We start from the raw sequence: 21208 nt of genomic DNA, 5'->3' as shown, positions 1-21208 counted from the left end.
TGGTGTCCGTCGGACAAAGGGGACAGGCGACATGTCTCGTTCGGAACAAGCCCGCGTCCGGGCGGCCGGCTTCCAGCCGGTCCAGGTGCTCGCCGCGCTCGTCGGTCTGGTCTACCTCGTGATCGGCATCATCGGGTTCGTGCGCACCGGCTTCGGTGACTTCACCGGCAACCCGGACCACATGCTGATGGGCTTCATGATCAACCCGCTGCACAACCTGGTGCACGTGGTGGTCGGCGTGCTGGGCCTGCTGTTCGCCGCGTCGTCGGCGTCGGCCCGCACCTTCGGCTGGATCCTGTTCATCGGCTTCGGCCTGGTGACCATCTGGGGCCTGATGATCACCGGGGTGATCGCGTCCAACCCGGTATCCGGGCTGGGCAACCCGCTCAACCTCAACGCGGCCGACAACTGGCTGCACGGGGCGAGCGCGGTGCTGGGCCTGATCATGGCAGTCATGCCCGCGCGCAAGAAGGTGCACGTCGAGAGCACCGACAGCGGTGCCGCGACGATGCAGCAGCCGATGGCCACCGGCGACGTGCCCGGCAACGCGGACGTCCCGACGCGTCCGGTGCCGCAGCAGACCGGGTCGCCGGAGGCCGCCGCCCAGCAGCAGACCGGACGGCACCGCCCGTCGCGGTGGCGCATGCACCGGCCGGGCCACACCACCCACTGATCGTCGGGCAGACTGCCCCGCGTGAGCGGAACGGTGCTGGTGCTCGGCGGGCGCAGTGAGATCGGCCTCGCCGTGGCACGGAAACTCGTGGACGGCGAGCGGAAGTTCGTACTGGCGGCCCGGCGCAGCGGCGACCTCGATGACGAAGAGGCGTCGCTGCGCCGGGCCGGCGCGTCCGAGGTGGCGCGGGTCGAGTTCGACGCCGACGACGTGGCGCGGCACCGCGAGGTGCTGGACGCGGTGGTCGCCGAGCACGGTCCACTGGAGACGGTCGTGGTCGCGTTCGGGATCCTGGGCGACCAGGAGCGGGCCGAGCGCGACGCGGCGCACGCGATGGCCGTGATCCACACGGACTACGTCGCCCACGTGAGCGTCCTGACCGAGCTGGCGAACCTGTTGCGCGCGCAGGGCAGCGGGCAGCTCGTGGTGTTCTCCTCGGTCGCCGGGGTGCGGGTGCGGCGGGCCAACTACGTGTACGGCTCGGCGAAGGCCGGGCTGGACGGGTTCGCCGGCGGCCTGGCCGACGCGTTGCACGGCAGCGGCGTGCGGCTGCTGCTGGTGCGCCCGGGGTTCGTGATCGGGCGGATGACCGAGGGCATGTCGCCCGCCCCGTTCTCCAGCACGCCCGAACAGGTCGCGACGGCGACCGTGCGCGCGCTGCGGCGGGGACGCGGGGAGGTCTGGGTGCCGCCCGTGCTGCGCCCGGTGTTCTTCCTGATGCGCCTGCTGCCGCGCGCGATCTGGCGGCGCATGCCCCGCTGAACACGCCGAAGGCCACTCCCGCGGGAGTGGCCTTCGGTTCGCGTCGAGGGGTCAGCCGCCGAGCAGACCGCCGACCAGGCCGCCCACGGTGCCCAGCAGGCCGCCGTTCCTCTTGCTGGTCGGCTGGGTCGTCGTTCCCGGCGAGCTGCTCGGCTGCTCCGAGGTCGGCTCGGTCGTGGTCGGCGTCGTCGTGGTCGTCCGCGGAGTGGTGGTCTGGGGCTGGGTCCGGCTCGTGCCCGCGGCGGGCGCCGGGGCGGCCGAGGTGGTCGTCGGCGCGGCCGTCGTGCCACGGCTGCTCGTCGACTGGCCGGTGCGCGCCTGGCCGCTCGCGCCGGCGGCGCCGCCCTGCTGGGCCGCCTGCGGCTGGGCCTGCGAGGACGCGCTGCCCGACGGCGGCAGCTCGGCGCTGCTGGTCGAGGTCGGCGTGCTGCTGGCCAGCAACTGCTGCTGGGGAGCGGCGATCGTGCTCGTCGGGGTGTGGCCGGTCCTGGTGTCCGGGCCGCCGCCCGCTCCGCCCGGCGCGGCCGCGTCGTGCAGCTGGCCGGTGGTCAGGGTGCTGACCGCAACACCGGCCAGGGCCGCCACGCCCGCGGCGAGCGCGCCGATGCGGCCGGCCTTGCGCTTGTCCCACCGGCTGCCCGGCTCGCTCTCCCGGCGCAGGATGCTGGCCGCCGGGATGCGCACGGTGGGCGCCTCGGCCATCTCGGGCGTGATGCCGGAGTCGTCCACGGGCTCCTTCGGCAGCTTGATCGCGGTGAACTCCTGCGTGACGCCTTCCCGGCGCAGCAACTCCGCGACACTGATCTGCCGCGTCGTGGCACTCGCCCGAGTGTCTTTGTCGTCGCTCGTCACGCTGAACCTCTCCGAAGCCGCTTACTGCCCGCGACATGATTACTGTTGTTATCAGTTCGTTGCCTCAGGTCGTGATCGAGCTCACATCCGATAGGCCAAATGTCGTACGCACGGTGACAAACCGATAGCTCAGACGGCCCGTTACTGTGACCGTGATCGCGCAGCAGGCGGAGGTGAACGTGGCGGGCCGCAACCCCTTGAAGTGGGTGAGCAGCGTGGCGGACTGGTTCGAGCAACGCGGCGTCTACGTGCCCGGCGAGGACAACCACACGGTCGACCCGTGGCGCGATTTCGGCTGGCTGATCGTGGCGTGGCTGGTCGGCTGCGGCACCTTCATCCTCTTCCTCGCGATGGCGGTCTGAACCCGCCGGGGTGAGCGCGATCACGGCTGGTGCCGCTCCGGTCACGGATCGGCCACATCCCGACACCAGGTCCGCGTCAACCCCGCGCGGTGACTCGCACGCACTCGCGAGTAGGGACAGAGTGGAGCGCGCCCGGCGGAAATACCTACCCCGAACGGACCAGCCGGGCGGCTGAAGAAGTGAGGAAGTGGCCCCTGTGCGCACCCCGAGGCACGCGATGGCCGCGCTCGTCCTGGTGGCGGTGACCGCTTGCGGTGCGCCGGCGCAGGTCGAGGGCGGGTCGACGAGCACCGGTGGTGACGTGGCCATCCCGCAGGCGGTTCCCGCGCTGCACACCCTGGACTTCGGCGGCCAGTTCCGGTTCGGCGACGGGGTCGCGGTGTCGGTGTCCGCGCCGAAGCCGTTCAAGCCCAGCGAGAGCGCGTATCCACGCAGCGACCGGGCGGTGGCGTTCGAGATCATCATCCGCAACGACGGCGACCAGCCGTACCGGCTGTCCGGGCTGAGCGTGACGGCGACCGTCGGGGACGTGCCGTCGAAGCAGGTGGTGGACTCGACGCAGGGGTACAGCGGAATCGTCGACGCGGGCAAGGACGTGCAACCCGGGCGCGACGTGCGGGTGAACCTGGCCTTCGCCGCGCCGCCCGAGCCCGCCGAGATGCGGCTGACCCTGCGGCCGACCGCGACCAGCCCGGTGATCGCCGTGTACTGCGGGCCCGCCTGACCGGCGCCCGGATACGCTCGGGGCATGACTGACCCGCAGCGTCTCACCGCCGGCGACAAGGCCCCCGACTTCACCCTTCCCGACAGCACGGGCACGCAGGTCTCGCTGTCGGACTTCCGGGGCAGGCACGTCGTCGTGTACTTCTACCCCGCGGCGGGCACGCCCGGGTGCACCAAGCAGGCCTGCGACTTCCGGGACAACCTCGGCGAGCTCGACGGCGCCGGCTACCAGGTGCTCGGCGTGTCGCCGGACAAGCCGGAGAAGCTGGCGAAGTTCGCCGAGGCGGAGCGGCTGACGTTCCCGCTGCTGTCCGATCCGGACAAGACGGTGCTCACGGAGTGGGGCGCGTTCGGCGAGAAGAAGAACTACGGCCGGATCGTGCAGGGCGTGATCCGCTCGACGTTCGTGATCGACCCCGAGGGCACGATCGTCAAGGCGATGTACAACGTCCGGGCGACCGGCCACGTCGCCAAGCTGCTGAAGGACCTGAAGATCTCCGCCTGACCGCGGAACTCGCCACCCCGAACGCAGAACTCGCCACTCGGAGCGTGGGACTCACCGCCCCGAACGTGGGACTCGCGGCGGCCGCGAGTCCCACGCTCCCGCACGCGAGTCCCACGCTCGGGAGCGTGAGTTCTGCACTCGGGAGTGCGAGTTCTGCGCTCACATCACCCGGCGGTAGGCCTCCACCAGCTGCTTCTCCGCGTCGTCCAGGTAAGCGGCCAGCTGGCGCTCCGCCGTGGCGCCGTCGCCGGTGCGCAGCGTCTCCAGGATCTCCCGGTTCCGCTCCAGGTAAGGCTCGTGGAAGGGCTGCGGGTCGGCCATCACGTGGAACACCAGCCGCAGCTCGGCGAGCAGCCCGCGGACCAGCTCGTCCACCCGGGGGCTGCCGGCGAGCGTGATCAGCGCCTGGTGGAAGTGGATGTTGGCGGTGCCGAGCTCGCGCCAGGCCTGACGCTTCTTGGCGTCCTCGCCGTCGGCCACCGCGGCCTCCACCGCCTGCAGCTTGTCCCCCGGCGGGCTGGTGATCTCCCGCAGCACGGCGCACTGCACGAGCTTGCGCACCTTGTACAGGTCGATCACGTCCTCGACCGACAGCCGCCGCACGAAGACGCCCCGGTTCAGCTCGTGCACCAGCAGCTTCTCGTGCGTGAGCAGCCGGAACGCCTCACGCAGCGTGTTCCGCGAGACGCCCAGCGCCCCGCCGATCGCCTCCTCGGACAGGCGGCTGCCGGGCTCGAAGAAGCCCTCGGTGATGCGCCCCCGCAGGATGTCCGCCAGCCGTTCGGCCGTGCTGGTGCGCCCCAGCAGCAGGCGATCGGCCTCGAGCCCGGTGCTGGGGATCGAGCCCGTGGACTCGGCGTCGGTGGTCACGCGGGGCCTCCGTGTTTTCAGGGGTCGGACCGTGTAACGGAAACTTAACCAGTCCATCGAAGGACGGTCCAACCTGCGACTTGTTCTACGAAAAGTCTATCCAGACGCTTCGAAGCCAGATCGATGTTCCTCGAAAGTATTGACGGATCGTTCAACAATCCCTAACTTCATGACCTACCTCACTCCCCTTCGATGGATGGACATCGTGATGACCGCTTCGACTGAGCCCACGGACAAGCGCTCACTGCGCCGCGCGTTCGTGGCTAGCCTGTCCGGCACCACTCTCGAGTACTACGACTTCGCGGCCTACTCGGTGGCGGCCGCGACGTTGTTCGGCACGCTGTTTTTCCCGTCGGGCGACGCCCTCGTCGGCACGATGGCCGCGTTCTCGACCTACGCCGTCGGTTACCTGGCCCGGCCGCTCGGTGGGTTCATCTTCGGCCGCCTCGGCGACAAGCTGGGCCGCAAGCAGGTCCTGGTGTTCACCCTGCTGCTGACCGGTATCGCCACCTTCCTGATCGGCATCCTGCCGACCCACGCCTCCATCGGCGGCTGGGCCGCCGTGATCCTGGTGCTGCTGCGGTTCGCGCAGGGTGTCGGTGTCGGTGGCGAGTGGGGCGGCGCGGTGCTGCTGTCCAGTGAGTTCGGCGATCCGAAGAAGCGCGGCTTCTGGGCCTCCGCCGCCCAGATCGGCCCGCCGGCGGGCAACCTGCTGGCCAACGGTGTGATCGCGCTGCTGGCTGCGGTGATGTCGAAGGCGGCGTTCGAGTCCTGGGGCTGGCGCATCGCGTTCCTGCTGTCCGGTGTTCTGGTCATCTTCGGCCTGTGGCTGCGGATGAAGCTCGAGGAGACCCCGGTCTTCAAGAAGATCGCCGAGAAGGGCGAGGCGCCGACGGCCCCGCTGAAGGAGGTCTTCACCAAGGAGCCGCGGGCCCTGATCGCCGGCATCCTGGTCCGCGTCTGCCCGGACGTCCTCTACTCCCTGTTCACCGTCTTCGTCCTCACCTACATGACCACCGAGCTCGGCATGAGCCGCAGCGAGGGCCTCACCGCGGTGATGATCGGTTCGGCCTTCCAGCTGTTCCTGATGCCGGCCGCGGGCGCGCTGTCCGACCGCATCAACCGGCGCACGCTCTACACGGTGGGCACGATCGCCGCGGCCGTGTGGCCGTTCATCTTCTTCCCGATGGCGAGCACCGGGTCGTTCCTCGCCGTCGCGGTCGGCATGGTGATCGCGCTGGCCATCCACGCCCTGCTGTACGGCCCGCAGGCCGCGCTCATCACCGAGCAGTTCACCGCCCGGCTGCGCTACACCGGCAGCTCGCTGGCCTACACGCTGGCCGGCCCGATCGGTGGCGCCGTGGCCCCGCTGATCTTCACCGCCCTGCTGGCCGCCTACGACTCGTGGTTCGCGGTGGCGCTGTACCTGGTGGCGACCGCGGTCCTGACCGGGATCGGCATCGCGCTGTCCCGCCAGGCGCCCGAGGAGGAGCCGGTCGTGACCACGGCCGAGACGGTGGAAGTCGCACGATGAGCGCCCCCGCGACCACCGCCACCATCGATTTGAACTGCGACGTGGGCGAAGGGTTCGGCGCCTGGCGGATCGCCGATGACGAAGCCCTGCTGGACGTCGTGACCGGCGCCAACGTGGCCTGCGGCTTCCACGCCGGTGACCCCTCGACCATGCGGCACGTGTGCGAGGCGGCGGTGAAGCGCGGGGTCACCATCGGAGCCCACGTCGGGTACCGGGACCTGGCCGGCTTCGGCCGCCGGTTCCTCGACGTGGACCCCGTCGAACTGATCGACGAGATCCTCTACCAGCTGGGCGCGCTCGACGCGCTGGCCGGCGCGTCGGGCGGCGAGATCGCCTACGTCAAGCCGCACGGCGCGCTGTACAACGCCATCGCCACGCACGAGAAGCAGGCGGGCGCGGTGGCCGAGGCGGTGTGGCAGTACGACCCGACGCTGCCCGTGCTCGGGCAGCCGGGGTCCCGGTGGCTGGCGCGGGCCGCCGAGGCCGGGCTGACCACCATCGCCGAGGCGTTCGCCGACCGCGGTTACTCGCCCGACGGGCGGCTCCTCCCCCGGCGCGAGCCGGGGGCGGTGCTGACCGACGCGGACGAGGTGGCGCGGCGGTGCGTGCGGCTGGTGCGGGACGGCGAGGTGGTGGCCGTGGACGGCACGGTCATCCCCCTCCAGGCGGGCTCGCTGTGCGTGCACAGCGACACCCCGGGCGCGGTGGAACTGGCCACCGCGGCCCGGACCGCGCTGGTGTCGGCCGGGGTCGAGGTGCGGAGCTTCGCATGAACATCCGGCGATGCGGGGACCAGGCGCTGCTGGTGGACGTCGGGGACACCGGCGGGATCGACGCGGTGCTCGGCCTGTACTCCGCGCTGTCCGACCCTCGTCCCGACGGCGTGACGGAACTGGTGCCGGCGGCGCGCACCCTCCTGGTGCGCTTCGACCCGGCCGTGATCGGCGCCGGCGAGCTGGCGGAGCTGCTGGCGGGCACCGAACCGGTGCCCGCCCAGGCGATGCGCGGCGAGCTGGTGGAGATCCCCGTGTACTACGACGGCGCCGACCTGGCCGAGGTCGGCAAGCACACCGGCCTCGGCGCGGACGGTGTCGTCGAGATGCACACCGCCGCCGAGTACACGGTGGCGTTCGGCGGGTTCGCGCCCGGTTTCGGTTACCTGACCGGGCTGCACCCGAAGCTGCACCTGCCGCGGCGGGCCACGCCGCGGACGCACGTGCCGGCCGGGGCGGTCGCCATCGCCGGTGAGTTCACCGGCATCTACCCGCGGTCGTCGCCCGGTGGCTGGCAGCTGGTCGGCCGGACCGAGGTCCCGCTGTGGGACCCGGCCCGCAGGCCGCCCGCCCTGCTGCGGCCGGGCACCCGCATCCGCTTCCGGGAGGTTCGATGATCGAGGTGGTGCGGCCGGGTCCGCTGACCACGGTGCAGGACCTGGGACGTCCCGGACTGGCCGCCTTGGGGGTCGGCCGGTCCGGGGCGGCCGACCGGCGGTCGGCCGCGCTGGCCAACCGGCTCGTCGGCAACCTGGACGGCGCCGCGGTGCTGGAGACCACCTTCGGCGGTCTGGTGCTGCGGTTCCGGCAGGTCGCGCGGGTCGTGGTGACCGGCGCGCCGTGCCCGATCCGGCGCGGCAGCCGCGGAGAGGCGATGAACGCGCCGTTCACCGTGTGGCCGGGCGAGGAGCTGACGCTGGGTGCGCCGACCTCCGGGCTGCGCACCTACCTCGCGGTGCGCGGCGGGATCGGGGTGGACAAGGTGCTGGAGTCCCGCTCGACGGATCTGCTGGCCGGGCTCGGCCCGGCGGCGCTGAGCGAGGGCGACGTGCTGCCCATCGGCACCGACGAGTGCGGCCCGCTGCCGTCGGTCGAGGTCGCGCCGGTGCCCGATCCGGCCGGGTTCGCGCTGACGGTGCGGGTGATGCCCGGCCCGCGGGACGACTGGTTCACCCCGGAGGCGCTGAAGACCTTTTCGACGGCGACCTACGAGGTGACGTCGGAGAGCAACCGCGTCGGCGTCCGGCTCACCGGTCCGGCGCTGGAACGGTCCCGGGAGGGCGAGCTGCTCAGCGAGGGCATGGTGCCGGGCGCGATCCAGGTGCCGCCCTCGGGGCTGCCGCTGGTGTTCCTCGCCGACCACCCGGTGACCGGTGGGTACCCGGTGATCGGCGTCGTGCTGACCGACGACCTGCCGGTGATGGCCCAGGCGCGGCCGGGGCAGACCGTCTCGTTCCGCCTCGTGCCCGCCGATCTCCCGGCGGCCGCCTGAACTCCCGGAGGCCACCTGCGCTGGGTGGCCTCCGGGGCTCCACTGCTCAGCGTCCGGCCGGCTCGCAGGCGCTATAGCGGGCGCGGCCCGCACGGCGCCGCCAACACGCGCAACCCGCAAACTCCCCCGAGCACCCGGGCCAGGTGGCTGCCAGGCTCGAACTTCAGCGTCCAGCGACTTCGCACCGCGGGCAGCACCGCGCGCAACCCGCGAACTCCCCGGGAGCCACCCGAGCCACGTAGCTCCCGGGCTCCAACCTCAGCTTCCGGCCAGCTCGCGCAACGCGGGCAGCAGCGCTCGCAGCGCGCGGCCGCGGTGGGAGGCCGCGTCCTTCTCCGCCGGTGCCATCTCCGCCGACGTGCGGGTCTCCCCCTCCGGCACGAAGACCGGGTCGTACCCGAAGCCGTTGCTACCGCGCGGCTTCCGCACCAGCCGCCCGCGCCACTCGCCGCGGACGACCGTCTCCTCCCCGCCCGGCAGCACCAGCGCGGCCGCGCACACGAAGCCCGCGCCCCGGCGCTCGTCCGGCGTGTCGATGAGCTGCGCGAGCACCAGGTCCAGGTTCGCCTGGTCGTCGCCGTGCCGGCCGGCCCAGCGGGCGGACAGCACACCGGGCATCCCGTTCAGCGCGTCGACCGCCAGGCCGGAGTCGTCCGCGATCGCGGGCAGCCCGGTGGCCGCGACGGCGTCCCTGGCCTTGGCGACCGCGTTCTCCTCGAACGTCGCGCCGGTTTCCGGCGCCTCGGGGAACTCCGGCACGTCGGACAGGCCGACCACTTCGAGCCCCGCAGCACCGTCAAGGCCCTCCGCGGCGAGGATGCGCCGCAGCTCGCCGAGCTTCTTGGCGTTGCGCGTGGCGAGCAGGACCCGGGTCACTTCGAGCCCTTCTTCTTGCCCGCCACCGGCTCCGGCAGCTCGTACGGGTACGGCTCGGCCAGCGCCGCCGACTGCAACCGGGTCAGCTCCGCGCACCCGGTCTGCGCCAGGTCCAGCATCTTGTCCAAAGTGGAACGGGTGAAGGTGGCGCCCTCGCCGGTGCCCTGCACCTCGATCAGCGTCCCGGCGTCGGTGGCCACGACGTTCATGTCCACCTCGGCCCGCGAGTCCTCCTCGTAGGGCAGGTCCAGGCGCACGCGCCCGTCCACCACGCCGACGCTGACCGCGGACACCATCGCCGAAAGCGGTTGCGGGTCGGCCAGCCGCCCGGCCGCCGCGAGCCAGGTGACGGCGTCGGCCAGCGCCACGTAGGCGCCGGTGATCGCGGCCGTGCGGGTGCCGCCGTCGGCCTGGATCACGTCGCAGTCGAGCTGGATCGTGTTCTCGCCGAGCGCGGCCAGGTCGATGCAGGCCCGCAGGGAGCGGCCGATGAGCCTGCTGATCTCGTGGGTCCGCCCGCCGATGCGCCCCTTGACCGACTCGCGGTCGCTGCGGTCGTGCGTGGCCGAGGGCAGCATGGCGTACTCGGCCGTGACCCAGCCCAGGCCTGATCCGGTCCGCCACCGCGGCACACCCTCGCTGACGCTCGCCGCGCAGAGCACCTTCGTGTTGCCGAACTCGATGAGCACCGAGCCGGCCGGCCACTGCTGGAATCCCCGCGTGATCTTCACGTCGCGGAGCTGGTCGTCGTTCCTGCCGTCTTTTCGCACCACGCGTGCAGCGTAGAACCCCGCTACTGTGCCTGTTCATGCGCGCCGCCTTCGCGACCCTGCTCGCCTGCCTGCTGTGCCTGACCGCCGCGCCGGCCACCGCGGCCACGACCACCTGCGCGAACACGCTGACCTGCACCGCCGAGGACATCAACGGCATGACGATCGCGCAGCGGCTGGCGTTCGTGCGCGCGCTCTCGGCCGGCCCGGCGGCCGACATCGTGCCGGGCTACGCGCCGCGCTGGCGCAACATCGAGGGCGTGCTGCGGTTCTTCGCCGACCGCGAGCTGGGCGAACCGGGCACCTGGGTGTCCTATGTGGATGCCGGGATCCTGGAGGGCATCGAACGGGGCATCGCGCTGGCCCGCGGGGACAGCACGGACACCTTCGGCAACCCCGGTGCGTCCTTGTGGGCGAGCTATCTCACCCGCCTGCGTGACGGACGCCTGTCCCTGCGGTCGGTGCACGACCGCGCGTGGAGCGAGGCCGAGCAGGCTTCCACCGAGTACGGCGTGGCGCTGGCCGAACGGGTGCACGGCGTCGCGGCGACGCCGGTCGAGGAGCGCTTCTACCAGTTCTCCGAGTTCTACCGCTGGACGCTGCGCAACCGCCCGATGCTGCTCGACCTGCTGACCCCGCCGGTCGGCCCCGGCGACCAGCGGCAGCTGACCTTCCTCGACTGGTTCACCGACGTCACCAACGACGTCCCCGCCCACCGCGGCTCGCACCTGGCCTACGACCTCGCCGAGTTCGACGTGCCCGGCGGGACGCTGAACTTCCTGGCGCTGTTCGCCGCCTACGCGGATGCCCTGGCCGAGGACTACCTCCCGGCGTAATTCATCGCCCGTTGACAAACTCGCGCACGAGAGGAGAATTCATCGTATAGTGAATTAGGGGGGTGCGTGATGCGGCGCGGACTCTGGACCGGCCTCGGGCTGGTGGCCGTCCTGGCGATCGTGGTCCTGCCCCTGCGCGACCGCCTTCCCTCGCCGTCGGCGGTCGGCGCCGCGCTGCGCGAGGCGGACCCCCGCTGGCTGGCCGTCGCGGCGGCCGCCGAGTTCGTGTCGATGGGCATGTTCGCCCGCCAGCAGCGACGGCTGCTCACCGCGTTCGGCGTGACCCTGCGACGCCGGCGCGTGCTGGCCCTGACCTACAGCCGCTCCGCCATCTCGATCAGCCTCCCCGCCGGGTCGGCCGTGTCCGCCGCGTACGCCTTCCAGCAGTTCCGGGCCGGTGGCGCGGACCGGAAGGCGGCGGCCGCGGTGATGGTCCTCTCCGGCGTCCTGTCGGCGCTCGCGCTGGCCGCGGCGACCGCGAACTGGCTCGGCGACCTGGTCTGCCTGATCGCGGCCTGCCCGCGCCGCCGGCATCGGCCTCGGCCCGCTCGAACTGGCGACGCTCTACCTCGCGGTGCAGCTCGTGCGGCAGATCCCGCTCACGCCGGGCGGCATCGGCGTCATCGAGGTCAGCCTGCTCACCGGCCTGGTCGCGGCGGGTGCCACGGAACCGGCCGCCGCCGCGGCCGCGCTGATCTACCGGCTGCTGTCCTGCTGGCTGATCATCCCGATCGGCCTGGCCTGCTGGGCGGCGCTGCGGCGGGCCTCAGATGTCGTAGACCGCGCCCCGCTCGACGAGCGTCGCGCCCGGGAACACCGCCCGCGCCTCGGCGAGGATGGCGTCGGAGTCGCTCCACGGCGCGACGTGCGTGATGAGCAGCCGCGCCACCCCCGCGTCCCGCGCCAGCTCGCCCGCCTGCTTGCCGGACAGGTGCACGCCCGGCGGCCGGTCCGCGGCGTCGGTCCAGGACGCCTCGGCGAGCAGCACGTCGACGTCGCGGACCAGGTCGGCGAGGGTGTCGCAGGGCCCGGTGTCGCCGGTGTAGGCCAGCGTCCGGCCGGCGTGGCGCACCCGTAGCCCGAACGCCTCGGTCGGGTGGTCGACCGGGACCGCGGTCACCTCGAACGGTCCGATCTTCACCGGCTCGGCGGACAGCGCGTGGAACTCGTAGACGTCGGACAGGTCGGTCTCGGCCAGTTCCGCCTCGTTCGGCGCGTACGCCATCGCCAGCCGCACCGGCGCGTTCGCCGGGCCGTGCACCGGCAGCCGGCGCGCGGTGGTGTCGTGGGGCGGGGCCGGGTGGTAGCGGCGCAGCACGGTGAGCGCGCTGAAATCCGCGCAGTGATCCGGGTGCAGGTGCGACAGCACGAGCGCGTCCAGGTCGAACGGGTCACACCACTTCTGCAGCTCGGCGAACACGCCGTTGCCGAACTCGAGGCCGAGCAGGAAGCCGTCCGCTTCGAGCAGGTACCCGGACGCGGGCTGGCCCGGGCCGGGAACGCTGCCCGAGCAACCGAGGATCGTCAGTCGCACGGAAGAACACCCTGCCAGCTCAGGCGCTGAGGGGCGAGAGCACGCCGGGCGCGAATCCCATGAAACGCTGCGCGAGCCGGACGAACGGCTCCGGCGAGCCGGTGGCGATGAACTCGTGCCGGGGCGGGGTGTCCCGTTCGGCCAGCATGTCCCGTTCGGTGAGCACGCGGACGACGTCCTTGGCGGTCTCCTCGGCACTGGACACGAGCGTGACGTCCGGGCCCATGACGATCTGCAGGACCCCGGTCAGCAACGGGTAGTGCGTGCAGCCCAGCACGAGCGTGTCGACCTCAGCGCGCAGCAGCGGTTCGAGGTACCCCTGGGCGAGGCCGAGCACCTGGCGCCCGGACGTGACCCCGCGCTCGACGAAGTCCACGAACCGGGGACACGCGACGCTGGTGACCGACACGTCCCGCGCGGCGGCGAAGGCGTCCTCGTAGGCGCGGGACCGGATGGTGCCCTCGGTGCCGATCACGCCGACCCGGCCGGTGTGGGTGGCGGCGACGGCCCGCCGCACCGCGGGCAGCACGACCTCGATCACCGGCACGTCGTAGCGCTCCCGCGCGTCCCGCAGGCACGCCGCCGACGCCGTGTTGCACGCGATGACCAGGGCCTTCACCCCGTCCTGGACGAGCTTGTCCAGCGCTTGGAGTGCGAGTTCCCGCGCCCGCGCGATCGGCAGCGGACCGTACGGGTTGTGCGCGGTGTCCCCGACGTACCGCAGCTGCTCGGGCGGCAGCTGGCCGAGGATCGCGCGGGCGACCGTCAGGCCCCCGACGCCGGAATCGAACACACCGATCGGGGCCTCACGACTGCTCACGGAGTCGAGGGTACCGCCCGCTTCCGCCCGGATCGCGCGGCGAACCAGGCGGCCAGTACCCCGCCGAGCGCACCGAACAGGTGCGCCTGCCACGAGATGCCGGGCTGGCCGGGCAGCACGCCCCACAGCATCCCGCCCCAGCCGATGATCAGCACCGCGGCGAGCACGATCTGCCAGAACGCGCGGTTGAACAGGCCGCGGACCAGCAGGTACGCCAGCCACCCGAAGGCGAGGCCGGACGCGCCGATGGTGATCGTGCCCGGCTCCGCGGTCAGCCACACGGCCAGCCCGCTGACCAGCCAGATCGTCGCGGTCACCAGCGCCCAGCGGGCGATTCCGCTCGCCATCGCGAGGAAGGCGAACACCACGACCGGCAGCGTGTTGGCCAGCAGGTGCGCCCAGCTGCCGTGCAGCAGCGGCGCCCACACCACGCCGTCCAGCCCGCCGAGCGAGCGCGGCGCGATGCCCTCGGCGTCGAGCCGGTTGTTCAGCACGACGTCGAGACCCTCGACGAGGTACAGCAGCGCGGTGAACGCCAGCACCACCAGCGCGGCGGTCTTCGGCTTCGCCGGCAGGACGCGCTTCGCCTGGTCGGCCTGAGGTGCGGGCAACGTGCTCATGACTCCACGGTACAAGCGGCGCGGACCCGCGGAATCGGGTGAAAACCCTGAATTGGCCGAGCAGCGAAACGCCCCTCTCCCGAGGCGGAAGAGGGGCGTTCCCCGGTCTCGCTCAGGCCCAGAGCTGCCCGTCGAGGCGCTCGGCGGCCTCGTCCAGCGTGCCGCTGTAGGCGCCGGTGGACAGGTACTTCCAGCCGGCGTCGGCGACGATGAACGCGATGTCGGCCTTCTCGCCCTTCGCGGCGGCCTTCTCGGCCACCCCGAGCGCGGCGTGCAGCACCGCGCCGGTCGAGATGCCGGCGAAGATGCCCTCGTGCTCCAGCAGCTCACGCGTGCGGCGCAGCGCGTCGTAGGCGCCCACCGAGTAGCGGCCGTTGAGCACGTCCGGGTCGTACAGCTCCGGCACGAACCCCTCGTCGAGGTTGCGCAGCCCGTACACCAGCTCGCCGTAGCGCGGCTCGGCAGCGATGATCTGCACGTCCGGCTTCTGCTCGTGCAGGTACCGGCCGACGCCGACCAGCGTGCCCGTGGTGCCCAGGCCACCGACGAAGTGGGTGATCGTCGGCAGGTCCTTGAGCAGCTCGGGACCGGTGCCGCGGTAGTGCGCGTCCGGGTTGGCCGGGTTGCCGTACTGGTAGAGCATCACCCAGTCCGGGTTCTTCTCGGCCAGCTCCTTGGCGCGCCGCACGGCCTCGTTCGAGCCGCCCGCCGCCGGCGAGAACACGATCCGCGCGCCGTAGGCCTGGAGCAGCTGCTTGCGCTCGGCCGAGGTGTTCTCCGGCATCACGCACACCAGGCCGTAGCCCTTGAGCTTGGCGGCCATCGCGAGCGAGATGCCGGTGTTGCCCGAGGTCGGCTCGAGGATCGTGGACCCACGGCGCAGCCTGCCGTCGCGCTCGGCGGCCTCGATCATGGCCAGCGCGGGCCGGTCCTTGATCGAGCCGGTCGGGTTGCGGTCCTCGAGCTTGGCCCACAGGCGCACGTCGTGCGTCGGGGACAGCCGGGGCAACCCCACCAGCGGCGTGCCGCCGAGGGCTTCGAGCAGCGATTCGTACCGGGCCATGACCTAGCTGGCGCCGCCGGCCACCGCGGGCAGGATGGTGACCGTGTCGCCGTCCTTGACCTCGGCGTCCAAGCCGCCGGCGAAGCGCACGTCCTCGTCGTTGACGTAGACGTTCACGAAGCGGTGGAGCTTGTCCTCCTTGACCAGGCGGGCCTTGAGGCCGCCGTGCCGGGACTCGATGTCGTCGATCACCTCGGCCACGGTCTTGCCGGACGCCTCGACCGACTTCTGACCACCCGTGTGCGTACGCAGGATGGTGGGGATGGACACGGTCACGGCCATGGGTAACTACCTCCGCTTGGGTTTCTTCCAGGACAGACGTCGGGCTGCCCGGCGTTATTCCGTGATCTCCACGGGCTCCTCGGTGACGACCCCGTCCACGATCCGGTACGACCGGAACTCGTGGGTTTCCGGGTCGCGGGTGGAGACCAGCACGTAGTGCGCGTCGGGCTCGGAGGCGTAGGACACGTCGGTGCGTGACGGGTAGGCCTCGGTCGCGGTGTGCGAGTGGTAGATCACGACCGGGACCTCGTCGTTCGCGTCCATCTCGCGGTAGAGCTTGAGCAGGTCACCGGAGTCGAACTCGTAGAACGTCGGCGAGCGCGCCGCGTTCAGCATCGGGATGAACCGCTCGGGGCGGTCGGAGCCCTCGGGACCGGCGATCACCCCGCACGCCTCGTCCGGGTGGTCCCGGCGGGCGTGGGCGACGATCTCGTCGACGAGTTCACGGCGGATCCGAAGCACGACGGACATCTTACGTGCCGGACACCGGGGGTTCACAGAGTGAGACTGCGCACGCCAGCGCCACGGCGTCCTGGGCGTGCGCGAGCCACCCGAGGGTGACGTCCCGCTCGCTGACCGGGAAGCGGTCCCAGGCACGGCCGTCCCGCCACCGGGGTTTCCGCAGGTAGAGCACCTGGGCGTGGCCGAAGGTGATCATCCAGGCCCGCAGCGAGGCCGGGTCGAGCGTGAACGCCGGGGTGCCCGGCCAGCCACGCACGATCGCCCGCACGGCGGTGGTCACGCGCTCGCGCATCGCCGCGCCGTGCCGCTCGCGGAACCCCCTGGCCTCGCGGATGAGCAGGTAGGCGTCGGGGAAGAGGTCCTCGTCGCGCAGCGGACGCCGGCCGCGGTGGCCGGTTTCCAGCGCCGTCAGCAGCTCCCCGGCGATCGCGTAGAGGCACTGGGCAACGTTCGGGGACATCTCGACCAGGACCTGGCCGTCCGGCAGCGCGTGCGCGTTCAGGAAGTCCACGTCAGACACCCTGCAACGTCGCGTGCAGACCGAGCACCTGCAGTTCGGCGACCAGCGCCTCGGCCTGGTCGCGGGAGGCGAACCGGGTCAGTTCGGCGATCCCCTGGTGGTGCACGACGCCGGCGAACTCCATGCCCCGCTCGACCGGCATCCCGAGCGTGCCGTGCAGTGCGTAGACCACCGACTGGTAGGAGTTCACGTGGTCGTTGTGCACCACGACCGCCCACTCCCGTTCCCGCTTCACGGCCATCAGATCGCCCCCACGGCAGCCGCGTTACTCGAACGCCTCCGGCCACACGTCCCGGTAGGCGGGCACCCCGGCCACGCCGCGGGCGCTCACCAGCCCGTGCACGCAGGCCCGCGCGAACACCCGCGCCGCGGCGGCGCACAGCTCGTCCAGCCCGGCCGCGCGTGTCGTCACCCCGAAGGGCCCTTCGGCCGCCGGCAGGTCCCGCGCGCCCGTGGCCAGGGCGAACACGGTGTCGCCGTCGAACATCGAGTGCGCCGGGCGCACCGCGCGCGCCAGGCCGTCCTGCGCCGCCACCGCGAGGCGACGGCACTCGGCCTTCGACAGGTCCGCGTCGACCGCCACCACGCCGATCGTGGTGTTCAGGTCCGTCTCCCGCCCGGGCACCGAGGCCGCCCGGTCCGGCCAGCGCGCCCCGAACTCGCCCGCCACCTCGTGGTCGGCCGCGAAGGGGCGCCCGGTCTCGAACGACACCGCCTCGCCGCGCGCGTTGACCACCGCCAGCGCGCCGACCACGAAGCCGCCCACGCGCTCGCTCGCCGTGCCGACCCCGCCCTTGAGCGACCCGACCACCGCCCCGGCGCCCGCGCCGACACTGCCCTGCTCGACCGCGACACCCGCCGCCTCGCACGCGGCGTAGCCGAAGGAGGCGTCCGGCCGGTTGCCCCACTCGCCGCGCGGCAGGTCGAAGATCACCGCGCCGGGCACGATCGGCACCACCTCGTGCGGTTCGGTGCCGACCGGAAACCCGCGGTCCTGCTCCCCGAGCCACCGCATCACCCCGTCGGCGGCCGCGAGCCCGTAGGCGCTGCCGCCGGACAGGCAGATCGCGTCGACGTGGCGGACCAGGTTCTCCGGCTCCAGCAGGTTGGTCTCGCGGGTGCCGGGCGCGCCGCCGCGCTGGTCGACCGCGCCGGTCGTGCCCGGCGGCGTGAGGACGACGGTGGTCCCGGTCGCCCAGCCGTCCCCGATCCGGTGGTGGTGCCCCACGAGCACCCCGGGCACGTCCGTGATCACGCGGTCAGCGCCTGGACGAGGCTCTCCTGCACCCAGGTCAGCCAGTGGTAGACCCCGAGGTGCGGCGCCCGCGGATCGTCCTCGGGCAGCTCGTCGGGCATGTCCTCGGTGACGTCGAGCGCGGTGCCCAGCGCCAGGCGGACGTCGTTGAGCGCGGACAGCCACGCGTCGGCCTGCTCGTAGGTCAGCTTCACGTCACCGCCGTCGCGCGGCAGGGTCTCCAGGACCACCGTGGCGACGCCGACCTTCGCGTCGACCAGCTCGGGCTCGTGCAGCGACCGCAGCGCGCTCGCCGAGTCCAGGACCTCCTGGCTGGGCGTGTCCGGGTCGATCTTGTGGTAGTCCGGCAGCAGGCGGGACAGCACCGGGTCGTCCGGCGACTGCGACGGGCCGGTGCGGATGCCGGTCAGCTCGGCCAGCGGGTCCTGCGGAGCCTCCTCGGCGCGCGCCCGCAGCATGTCCTCGAGCTGGCTCACCAGGCCGCGCAGCACCGCGGCCTCCTGCTGCTCGAACCCGGCGTGCACGCGGCCGCCCTTGCGCTGCCAGCCCCTCACGAAGCGTGCTCCATCGTCGCCCACAACCCCGCGGCGTGCAGTTTCGTCACGTCCGCCTCGACCTTCTCCTTGGTACCCGAGGACACCACCGCGCGCCCCTTGTGGTGCACGTCCAGCATCAGCTTGGTCGCGTGGTCGCGGCTGTAGCCGAACAGCTTCTGGAAGACGTACGTCACGTACGACATCAGGTTCACCGGGTCGTTCCAGACGATCGTCTGCCACGGCTGGTCTTCGGCGCCCGCCTCGGTGCCGAGTGGTTCAACCTGCGTCTGTTCGGATGCGACAGGCGTGGTCATGCGACCCATGGTGTCACGGAACCGGCATGACGTGGACCGGTGGTGGGTCTGTTCGGGTGATTCGGCCGAACGCGCAAGTACCTCATAGTCTGATCCCATGGGTTTCCCCGAGACGCACGGCAGCACCGCCCTGCTGACCGACCACTACGAGCTCACGATGCTGGGCAGCGCCCTCGCCGACGGCACCGGCGACCGCCAGTGCGTGTTCGAGGTGTTCGCCCGGCGGCTGCCGGCCGGACGGCGCTACGGCGTGGTCGCCGGCACCGGCCGGGTGCTGGAGGCGATCGCCGACTTCCGGTTCACCGACGCCGAGATCGACCAGCTCGCGGCCACCGCCGTGGTGGACGACGACACGCTGTCCTGGCTGGCGGACTACCGGTTCGGCGGTGACATCGACGGATACCCCGAGGGCGAGCTGTACTTCCCCGGCTCGCCGATCCTCACCGTACGGGGGACCTTCGCCGAGGCGGTCCTGCTGGAGACCGTCGCGTTGTCCATCCTCAACCACGACAGCGCCATCGCCTCCGCCGCGGCGCGCATGTCCTCGGCCGCGCACGGCAGGCCGATCATCGAGATGGGCGGCCGGCGCACCCACGAGATGGCCGCGGTCGCCGCCGCGCGCGCCGCCTACATCGGCGGGTTCGCGACCACCTCGAACCTGGAGGCCGGGCGCCGCTACGGCATCCCGACCCGCGGCACCGTGGCGCACGCGTTCATGCTGCTGCACGACAGCGAAGAGGACGCCTTCCGCGCCCAGGTCGAGAAGATGGGCACCGACACCACCCTTCTGGTCGACACCTACGACATCACCCGCGGCATCGAGACCGCGGTGCGCGTGGCCGGCACCGAGCTGGGCGCGATCCGCATCGACTCCGGCGACGTGGGCGTGCTGGCCCGCAAGGCGCGCGAGCAGCTGGACTCGCTGGGCGCGAAGGACACCCGGATCGTGGTGTCCGGCGACCTCGACGAGCACGCGATCGCGGCCCTGCGCGCGGAGCCGGTCGACGCCTACGGGGTGGGCACCTCGGTGGTCACCGGGTCCGGCGCGCCGACCGCGGGGATGGTCTACAAGCTGGTCGAGGTCGACGGCCGCCCGGTCGCCAAGCGCAGCGAGAACAAGGCCTCGCGCGGTGGCGAGAAGTCCGCGCTGCGCCGGCACAAGCCGACCGGGACGGCGCTGGAGGAGGTCGTCTACGCGGCCGGCCAGCGGCCCGAGGCCGGGGAGTACGACCGCGAGCTGCCGATCCCGCTGGTGCGCGGTGGCAAGCCGGTGGACGACCTGCCCACGCTGGAGGACAGCAGGCAGCGGCTGCGCGAGGGGCTGGTCAGCCTGCCGTGGGAGGGGCTCAAGCTCTCCAGCGGCGAACCCGCGATCCCCACCGTCTTCCCCCAGGAGGCGTGATGAGCAAGGCACTGATCGTCGTCGACGTGCAGAACGACTTCTGCGAGGGCGGTTCGCTCGCCGTGGCCGGCGGGGCCGAGGTGGCCGCGAAGATCAGCGAGCACCTCGCGCGCGGCGGCTACTCGGCGGTGGCCGCGACCCGCGACTACCACATCGACCCGGGCGCGCACTTCAGCGACAACCCGGACTACGTGCGGTCCTGGCCGCGCCACTGCGAGGCCGGGACGCCGGGCGCGTCGTTCCACCCCGCGCTCGACGTCGGCCCGATCACGGCGGTGTTCTCCAAGGGCCAGTACAGCGACGGCTACTCCGGGTTCGAGGGCCACACCGACGCCGGCGAGAAGCTGGCCGACTGGTTGCGCGAGCGGCGGATCACCGAGGTCGAGGTGGCCGGCATCGCGACCGACCACTGCGTGCGGGCGAGCGCGCTGGACGCGGCGGCGGCCGGGTTCTCGGTGCGGGTCCTGCTGGACCTCACCGCGGGTGTCGCGCGGGAGACCGTGGACGCGGCGCTGGAGCAACTGCGCGCGGTGGGTGTGGACCTCGTCGGCACCCCGCGGGTCGGCTGATGCGCACCGTGCTGCGGAAGCACAACAACCGCTTCCGGGAGCGGCTGGCGACCAGCCGCGTCATGGGGATCCTGCGGGCGGACTCGTCGGCCTGGTTCGCCGACGCGGGCCAGGTCCTCTACGAGGCGGGTCTCGGTGTGCTGGAGGTCGATCTGGCGACGCCGGGCGCGCTGGATGCGATCGGGGTGCTGCAGGTCGAACTGGGGCAGGACGCGTTGATCGGCGCGGGCGGGGTGCGCACGGTGTCCGCGGTGGACCGGTGCGCCGCGGCGGGCGTGGACTTCATCGCGAGCGCGACGTTCTCGCCCGACGTGCTGTGGCGCGCGCAGGAGTACGCGCTGCCGATCGTGTGCGGCGCGCTGACGCCCACGGAGGTCGACGCGGCCTGGCGGTACGGGCCGGCCGCGGTGAAGCTGTACCCGGCGGCCACCTCCGGCGGGGTGCGGTACCTGGAGGAGGTCCAGTCCACGCTGCCGGAGGTGCCGCTGGTGCCCGCGGGCGGCGTGTCGCTGTCCGATGTAGACGGCTACCTGGCCGCGGGCGCCCTCGCGGTCGGCGTCGGCTCGGCCCTCCTCGGCGACGCCCTCGACGGCGGCAGGCTGGACGAGCTGGCCAAGCGGGCATCACAGGTGGCGACCACCGCTGACCGCTACGCCTAGCGAGCACCGGCAGGCGGCGCCGCAGGTTTCCGGCACCGCCGCAACGCGGCCGGCCGCAGGCCCAGCGCCCCATCGCGCCGGCGGCCTCCGGCGCGCCCGGCGCCTCCACCCCACACGGGTGCGCTCAGCGCCAACGGTCCCCCA

28 protein-coding genes and 1 pseudogene are annotated in these 21208 nt (G+C 72.4%); 14 read left to right on the top strand and 15 right to left on the bottom strand.

What is annotated here, in order from left to right:
- Positions 1-31: 31 nt before the first annotated feature.
- Positions 32-673 (top strand): DUF4383 domain-containing protein, encoded by a 642-nt coding sequence (locus tag L1857_RS09760; protein WP_094009001.1) that lies wholly within the window; start codon positions 32-34, stop codon positions 671-673.
- 21 nt (positions 674-694) lie between these two features.
- Positions 695-1435, top strand: coding sequence for a decaprenylphospho-beta-D-erythro-pentofuranosid-2-ulose 2-reductase (gene dprE2, locus L1857_RS09755; protein WP_094009000.1), 741 nt, complete (start codon positions 695-697; stop codon positions 1433-1435).
- Between the two features lie 51 nt (positions 1436-1486).
- Here the strand turns inward: dprE2 and L1857_RS09750 are convergent, their stop codons facing one another.
- Positions 1487-2287, bottom strand: coding sequence for a hypothetical protein (locus tag L1857_RS09750; RefSeq protein WP_249464885.1), 801 nt, complete (start codon positions 2285-2287; stop codon positions 1487-1489).
- 179 nt (positions 2288-2466) lie between these two features.
- On the opposite strand from L1857_RS09750, the gene L1857_RS09745 reads away from it, so the two are divergent.
- From L1857_RS09745 to bcp, 3 genes are all read left to right on the top strand, one after another.
- Positions 2467-2649, top strand: a complete 183-nt coding sequence (locus tag L1857_RS09745) for a hypothetical protein (RefSeq protein ID WP_116113528.1) — start codon at positions 2467-2469, stop codon at positions 2647-2649.
- A 196-nt stretch (positions 2650-2845) separates the two neighbouring features.
- Complete coding sequence (locus tag L1857_RS09740; RefSeq protein WP_429727748.1) at positions 2846-3373, top strand: hypothetical protein; 528 nt, start codon at positions 2846-2848, stop codon at positions 3371-3373.
- Positions 3374-3397: 24 nt separating this feature from the next.
- Positions 3398-3877: a thioredoxin-dependent thiol peroxidase gene (gene bcp, locus L1857_RS09735; RefSeq protein ID WP_094008997.1), complete on the top strand. Its 480-nt coding sequence runs from the start codon at positions 3398-3400 to the stop codon at positions 3875-3877.
- A 159-nt stretch (positions 3878-4036) separates the two neighbouring features.
- On the opposite strand, the gene L1857_RS09730 is transcribed toward bcp, so the two are convergent.
- On the bottom strand, positions 4037-4747 hold the full coding sequence (locus tag L1857_RS09730; protein WP_116113491.1) for a GntR family transcriptional regulator: 711 nt from the start codon (positions 4745-4747) through the stop codon (positions 4037-4039).
- A 196-nt stretch (positions 4748-4943) separates the two neighbouring features.
- Between L1857_RS09730 and L1857_RS09725 the strand changes: the two genes are divergently transcribed.
- Genes L1857_RS09725 through L1857_RS09710 form a run of 4 tightly spaced genes read left to right on the top strand, consistent with a single transcriptional unit; the run spans position 4944 to position 8546 of the window.
- Entirely contained in the window at positions 4944-6281 is a 1338-nt protein-coding gene (locus tag L1857_RS09725) for an MFS transporter (RefSeq protein WP_094008995.1), read from the top strand.
- A complete protein-coding gene (locus L1857_RS09720) occupies positions 6278-7054 on the top strand; it encodes a LamB/YcsF family protein (protein ID WP_017987380.1) in 777 nt (258 codons plus the stop codon). The genes L1857_RS09725 and L1857_RS09720 overlap by 4 nt, the downstream gene beginning before the upstream one ends.
- Positions 7051-7671: a 5-oxoprolinase subunit PxpB gene (pxpB, locus tag L1857_RS09715; RefSeq protein ID WP_094008994.1), complete on the top strand. Its 621-nt coding sequence runs from the start codon at positions 7051-7053 to the stop codon at positions 7669-7671. Before L1857_RS09720 ends, pxpB begins: the two co-directional genes overlap by 4 nt.
- Positions 7668-8546: a 5-oxoprolinase subunit C family protein gene (locus L1857_RS09710; RefSeq protein ID WP_094008993.1), complete on the top strand. Its 879-nt coding sequence runs from the start codon at positions 7668-7670 to the stop codon at positions 8544-8546. Before pxpB ends, L1857_RS09710 begins: the two co-directional genes overlap by 4 nt.
- Positions 8547-8804: 258 nt before the next feature.
- On the opposite strand, the gene rdgB is transcribed toward L1857_RS09710, so the two are convergent.
- Together rdgB and rph are read right to left on the bottom strand one after the other, a co-directional pair.
- Positions 8805-9422, bottom strand: a complete 618-nt coding sequence (gene rdgB / locus L1857_RS09705) for an RdgB/HAM1 family non-canonical purine NTP pyrophosphatase (protein WP_249464882.1) — start codon at positions 9420-9422, stop codon at positions 8805-8807.
- Positions 9419-10195: a ribonuclease PH gene (gene rph, locus L1857_RS09700; protein WP_094008991.1), complete on the bottom strand. Its 777-nt coding sequence runs from the start codon at positions 10193-10195 to the stop codon at positions 9419-9421. The genes rdgB and rph overlap by 4 nt, the downstream gene beginning before the upstream one ends.
- 35 nt (positions 10196-10230) lie before the next feature.
- Here rph and L1857_RS09695 point away from each other — a divergent pair, with 35 nt between their 5' ends.
- Entirely contained in the window at positions 10231-11028 is a 798-nt protein-coding gene (locus tag L1857_RS09695) for a hypothetical protein (protein WP_094008990.1), read from the top strand.
- A 574-nt stretch (positions 11029-11602) separates the two neighbouring features.
- Positions 11603-11722, top strand: a pseudogene (locus tag L1857_RS09685) (UPF0104 family protein); the annotation flags it as partial.
- A 72-nt stretch (positions 11723-11794) separates the two neighbouring features.
- On the opposite strand, the gene L1857_RS09680 reads toward L1857_RS09685, so the two are convergent.
- The 11 genes from L1857_RS09680 to clpS all read right to left on the bottom strand — a co-directional run bounded on the left by L1857_RS09680 (position 11795) and on the right by clpS (position 18434).
- Positions 11795-12562 carry an MBL fold metallo-hydrolase gene (locus L1857_RS09680; RefSeq protein WP_094008989.1) on the bottom strand — a complete coding sequence of 256 codons (768 nt, stop codon included), beginning with the start codon at positions 12560-12562 and terminating at the stop codon, positions 11795-11797.
- A gap of 19 nt (positions 12563-12581) precedes the next feature.
- Positions 12582-13382, bottom strand: coding sequence for a glutamate racemase (gene murI, locus L1857_RS09675; RefSeq protein WP_116113495.1), 801 nt, complete (start codon positions 13380-13382; stop codon positions 12582-12584).
- Positions 13379-14002, bottom strand: a complete 624-nt coding sequence (locus L1857_RS09670; RefSeq protein WP_094008987.1) for a rhomboid family intramembrane serine protease — start codon at positions 14000-14002, stop codon at positions 13379-13381. Before L1857_RS09670 ends, murI begins: the two co-directional genes overlap by 4 nt.
- 112 nt (positions 14003-14114) lie before the next feature.
- Entirely contained in the window at positions 14115-15065 is a 951-nt protein-coding gene (locus L1857_RS09665) for a PLP-dependent cysteine synthase family protein (RefSeq protein ID WP_094008986.1), read from the bottom strand.
- Positions 15066-15068: 3 nt separating this feature from the next.
- Complete coding sequence (locus L1857_RS09660) at positions 15069-15347, bottom strand: MoaD/ThiS family protein (RefSeq protein ID WP_094008985.1); 279 nt, start codon at positions 15345-15347, stop codon at positions 15069-15071.
- A gap of 54 nt (positions 15348-15401) precedes the next feature.
- Complete coding sequence (locus L1857_RS09655; protein WP_017987367.1) at positions 15402-15818, bottom strand: M67 family metallopeptidase; 417 nt, start codon at positions 15816-15818, stop codon at positions 15402-15404.
- Between the two features lies 1 nt (position 15819).
- On the bottom strand, positions 15820-16320 hold the full coding sequence (locus tag L1857_RS09650; protein WP_116113498.1) for a hypothetical protein: 501 nt from the start codon (positions 16318-16320) through the stop codon (positions 15820-15822).
- A 1-nt stretch (position 16321) separates the two neighbouring features.
- Positions 16322-16570 (bottom strand): ATP-dependent Clp protease adaptor ClpS, encoded by a 249-nt coding sequence (locus L1857_RS09645; RefSeq protein WP_094008983.1) that lies wholly within the window; start codon positions 16568-16570, stop codon positions 16322-16324.
- Positions 16571-16594: 24 nt separating this feature from the next.
- Positions 16595-17584: a P1 family peptidase gene (locus L1857_RS09640; protein ID WP_094008982.1), complete on the bottom strand. Its 990-nt coding sequence runs from the start codon at positions 17582-17584 to the stop codon at positions 16595-16597.
- Complete coding sequence (locus L1857_RS09635) at positions 17581-18138, bottom strand: DUF2017 domain-containing protein (protein WP_094008981.1); 558 nt, start codon at positions 18136-18138, stop codon at positions 17581-17583. Before L1857_RS09635 ends, L1857_RS09640 begins: the two co-directional genes overlap by 4 nt.
- Complete coding sequence (clpS, locus tag L1857_RS09630) at positions 18135-18434, bottom strand: ATP-dependent Clp protease adapter ClpS (protein ID WP_115944692.1); 300 nt, start codon at positions 18432-18434, stop codon at positions 18135-18137. Before clpS ends, L1857_RS09635 begins: the two co-directional genes overlap by 4 nt.
- A gap of 97 nt (positions 18435-18531) precedes the next feature.
- Here clpS and L1857_RS09625 point away from each other — a divergent pair, with 97 nt between their 5' ends.
- The 3 genes from L1857_RS09625 to L1857_RS09615 are packed head-to-tail and all read left to right on the top strand — an operon-like array spanning position 18532 to position 21064.
- A complete protein-coding gene (locus L1857_RS09625) occupies positions 18532-19836 on the top strand; it encodes a nicotinate phosphoribosyltransferase (RefSeq protein WP_094008979.1) in 1305 nt (434 codons plus the stop codon).
- Positions 19836-20405: an isochorismatase family protein gene (locus tag L1857_RS09620; protein ID WP_249464879.1), complete on the top strand. Its 570-nt coding sequence runs from the start codon at positions 19836-19838 to the stop codon at positions 20403-20405. Before L1857_RS09625 ends, L1857_RS09620 begins: the two co-directional genes overlap by 1 nt.
- Positions 20405-21064 (top strand): bifunctional 4-hydroxy-2-oxoglutarate aldolase/2-dehydro-3-deoxy-phosphogluconate aldolase, encoded by a 660-nt coding sequence (locus L1857_RS09615; protein WP_094008977.1) that lies wholly within the window; start codon positions 20405-20407, stop codon positions 21062-21064. Before L1857_RS09620 ends, L1857_RS09615 begins: the two co-directional genes overlap by 1 nt.
- Positions 21065-21208: the final 144 nt, after the last annotated feature.

It is taken from the genome of Amycolatopsis thermalba (assembly GCF_023376025.1).
Taxonomy (GTDB): Bacteria; Actinomycetota; Actinomycetes; order Mycobacteriales; family Pseudonocardiaceae; genus Amycolatopsis_E; species Amycolatopsis_E thermalba.
Note: the sequence above shows the minus strand (reverse complement) of the source record. Positions and strands in the feature narration are given on the sequence as shown.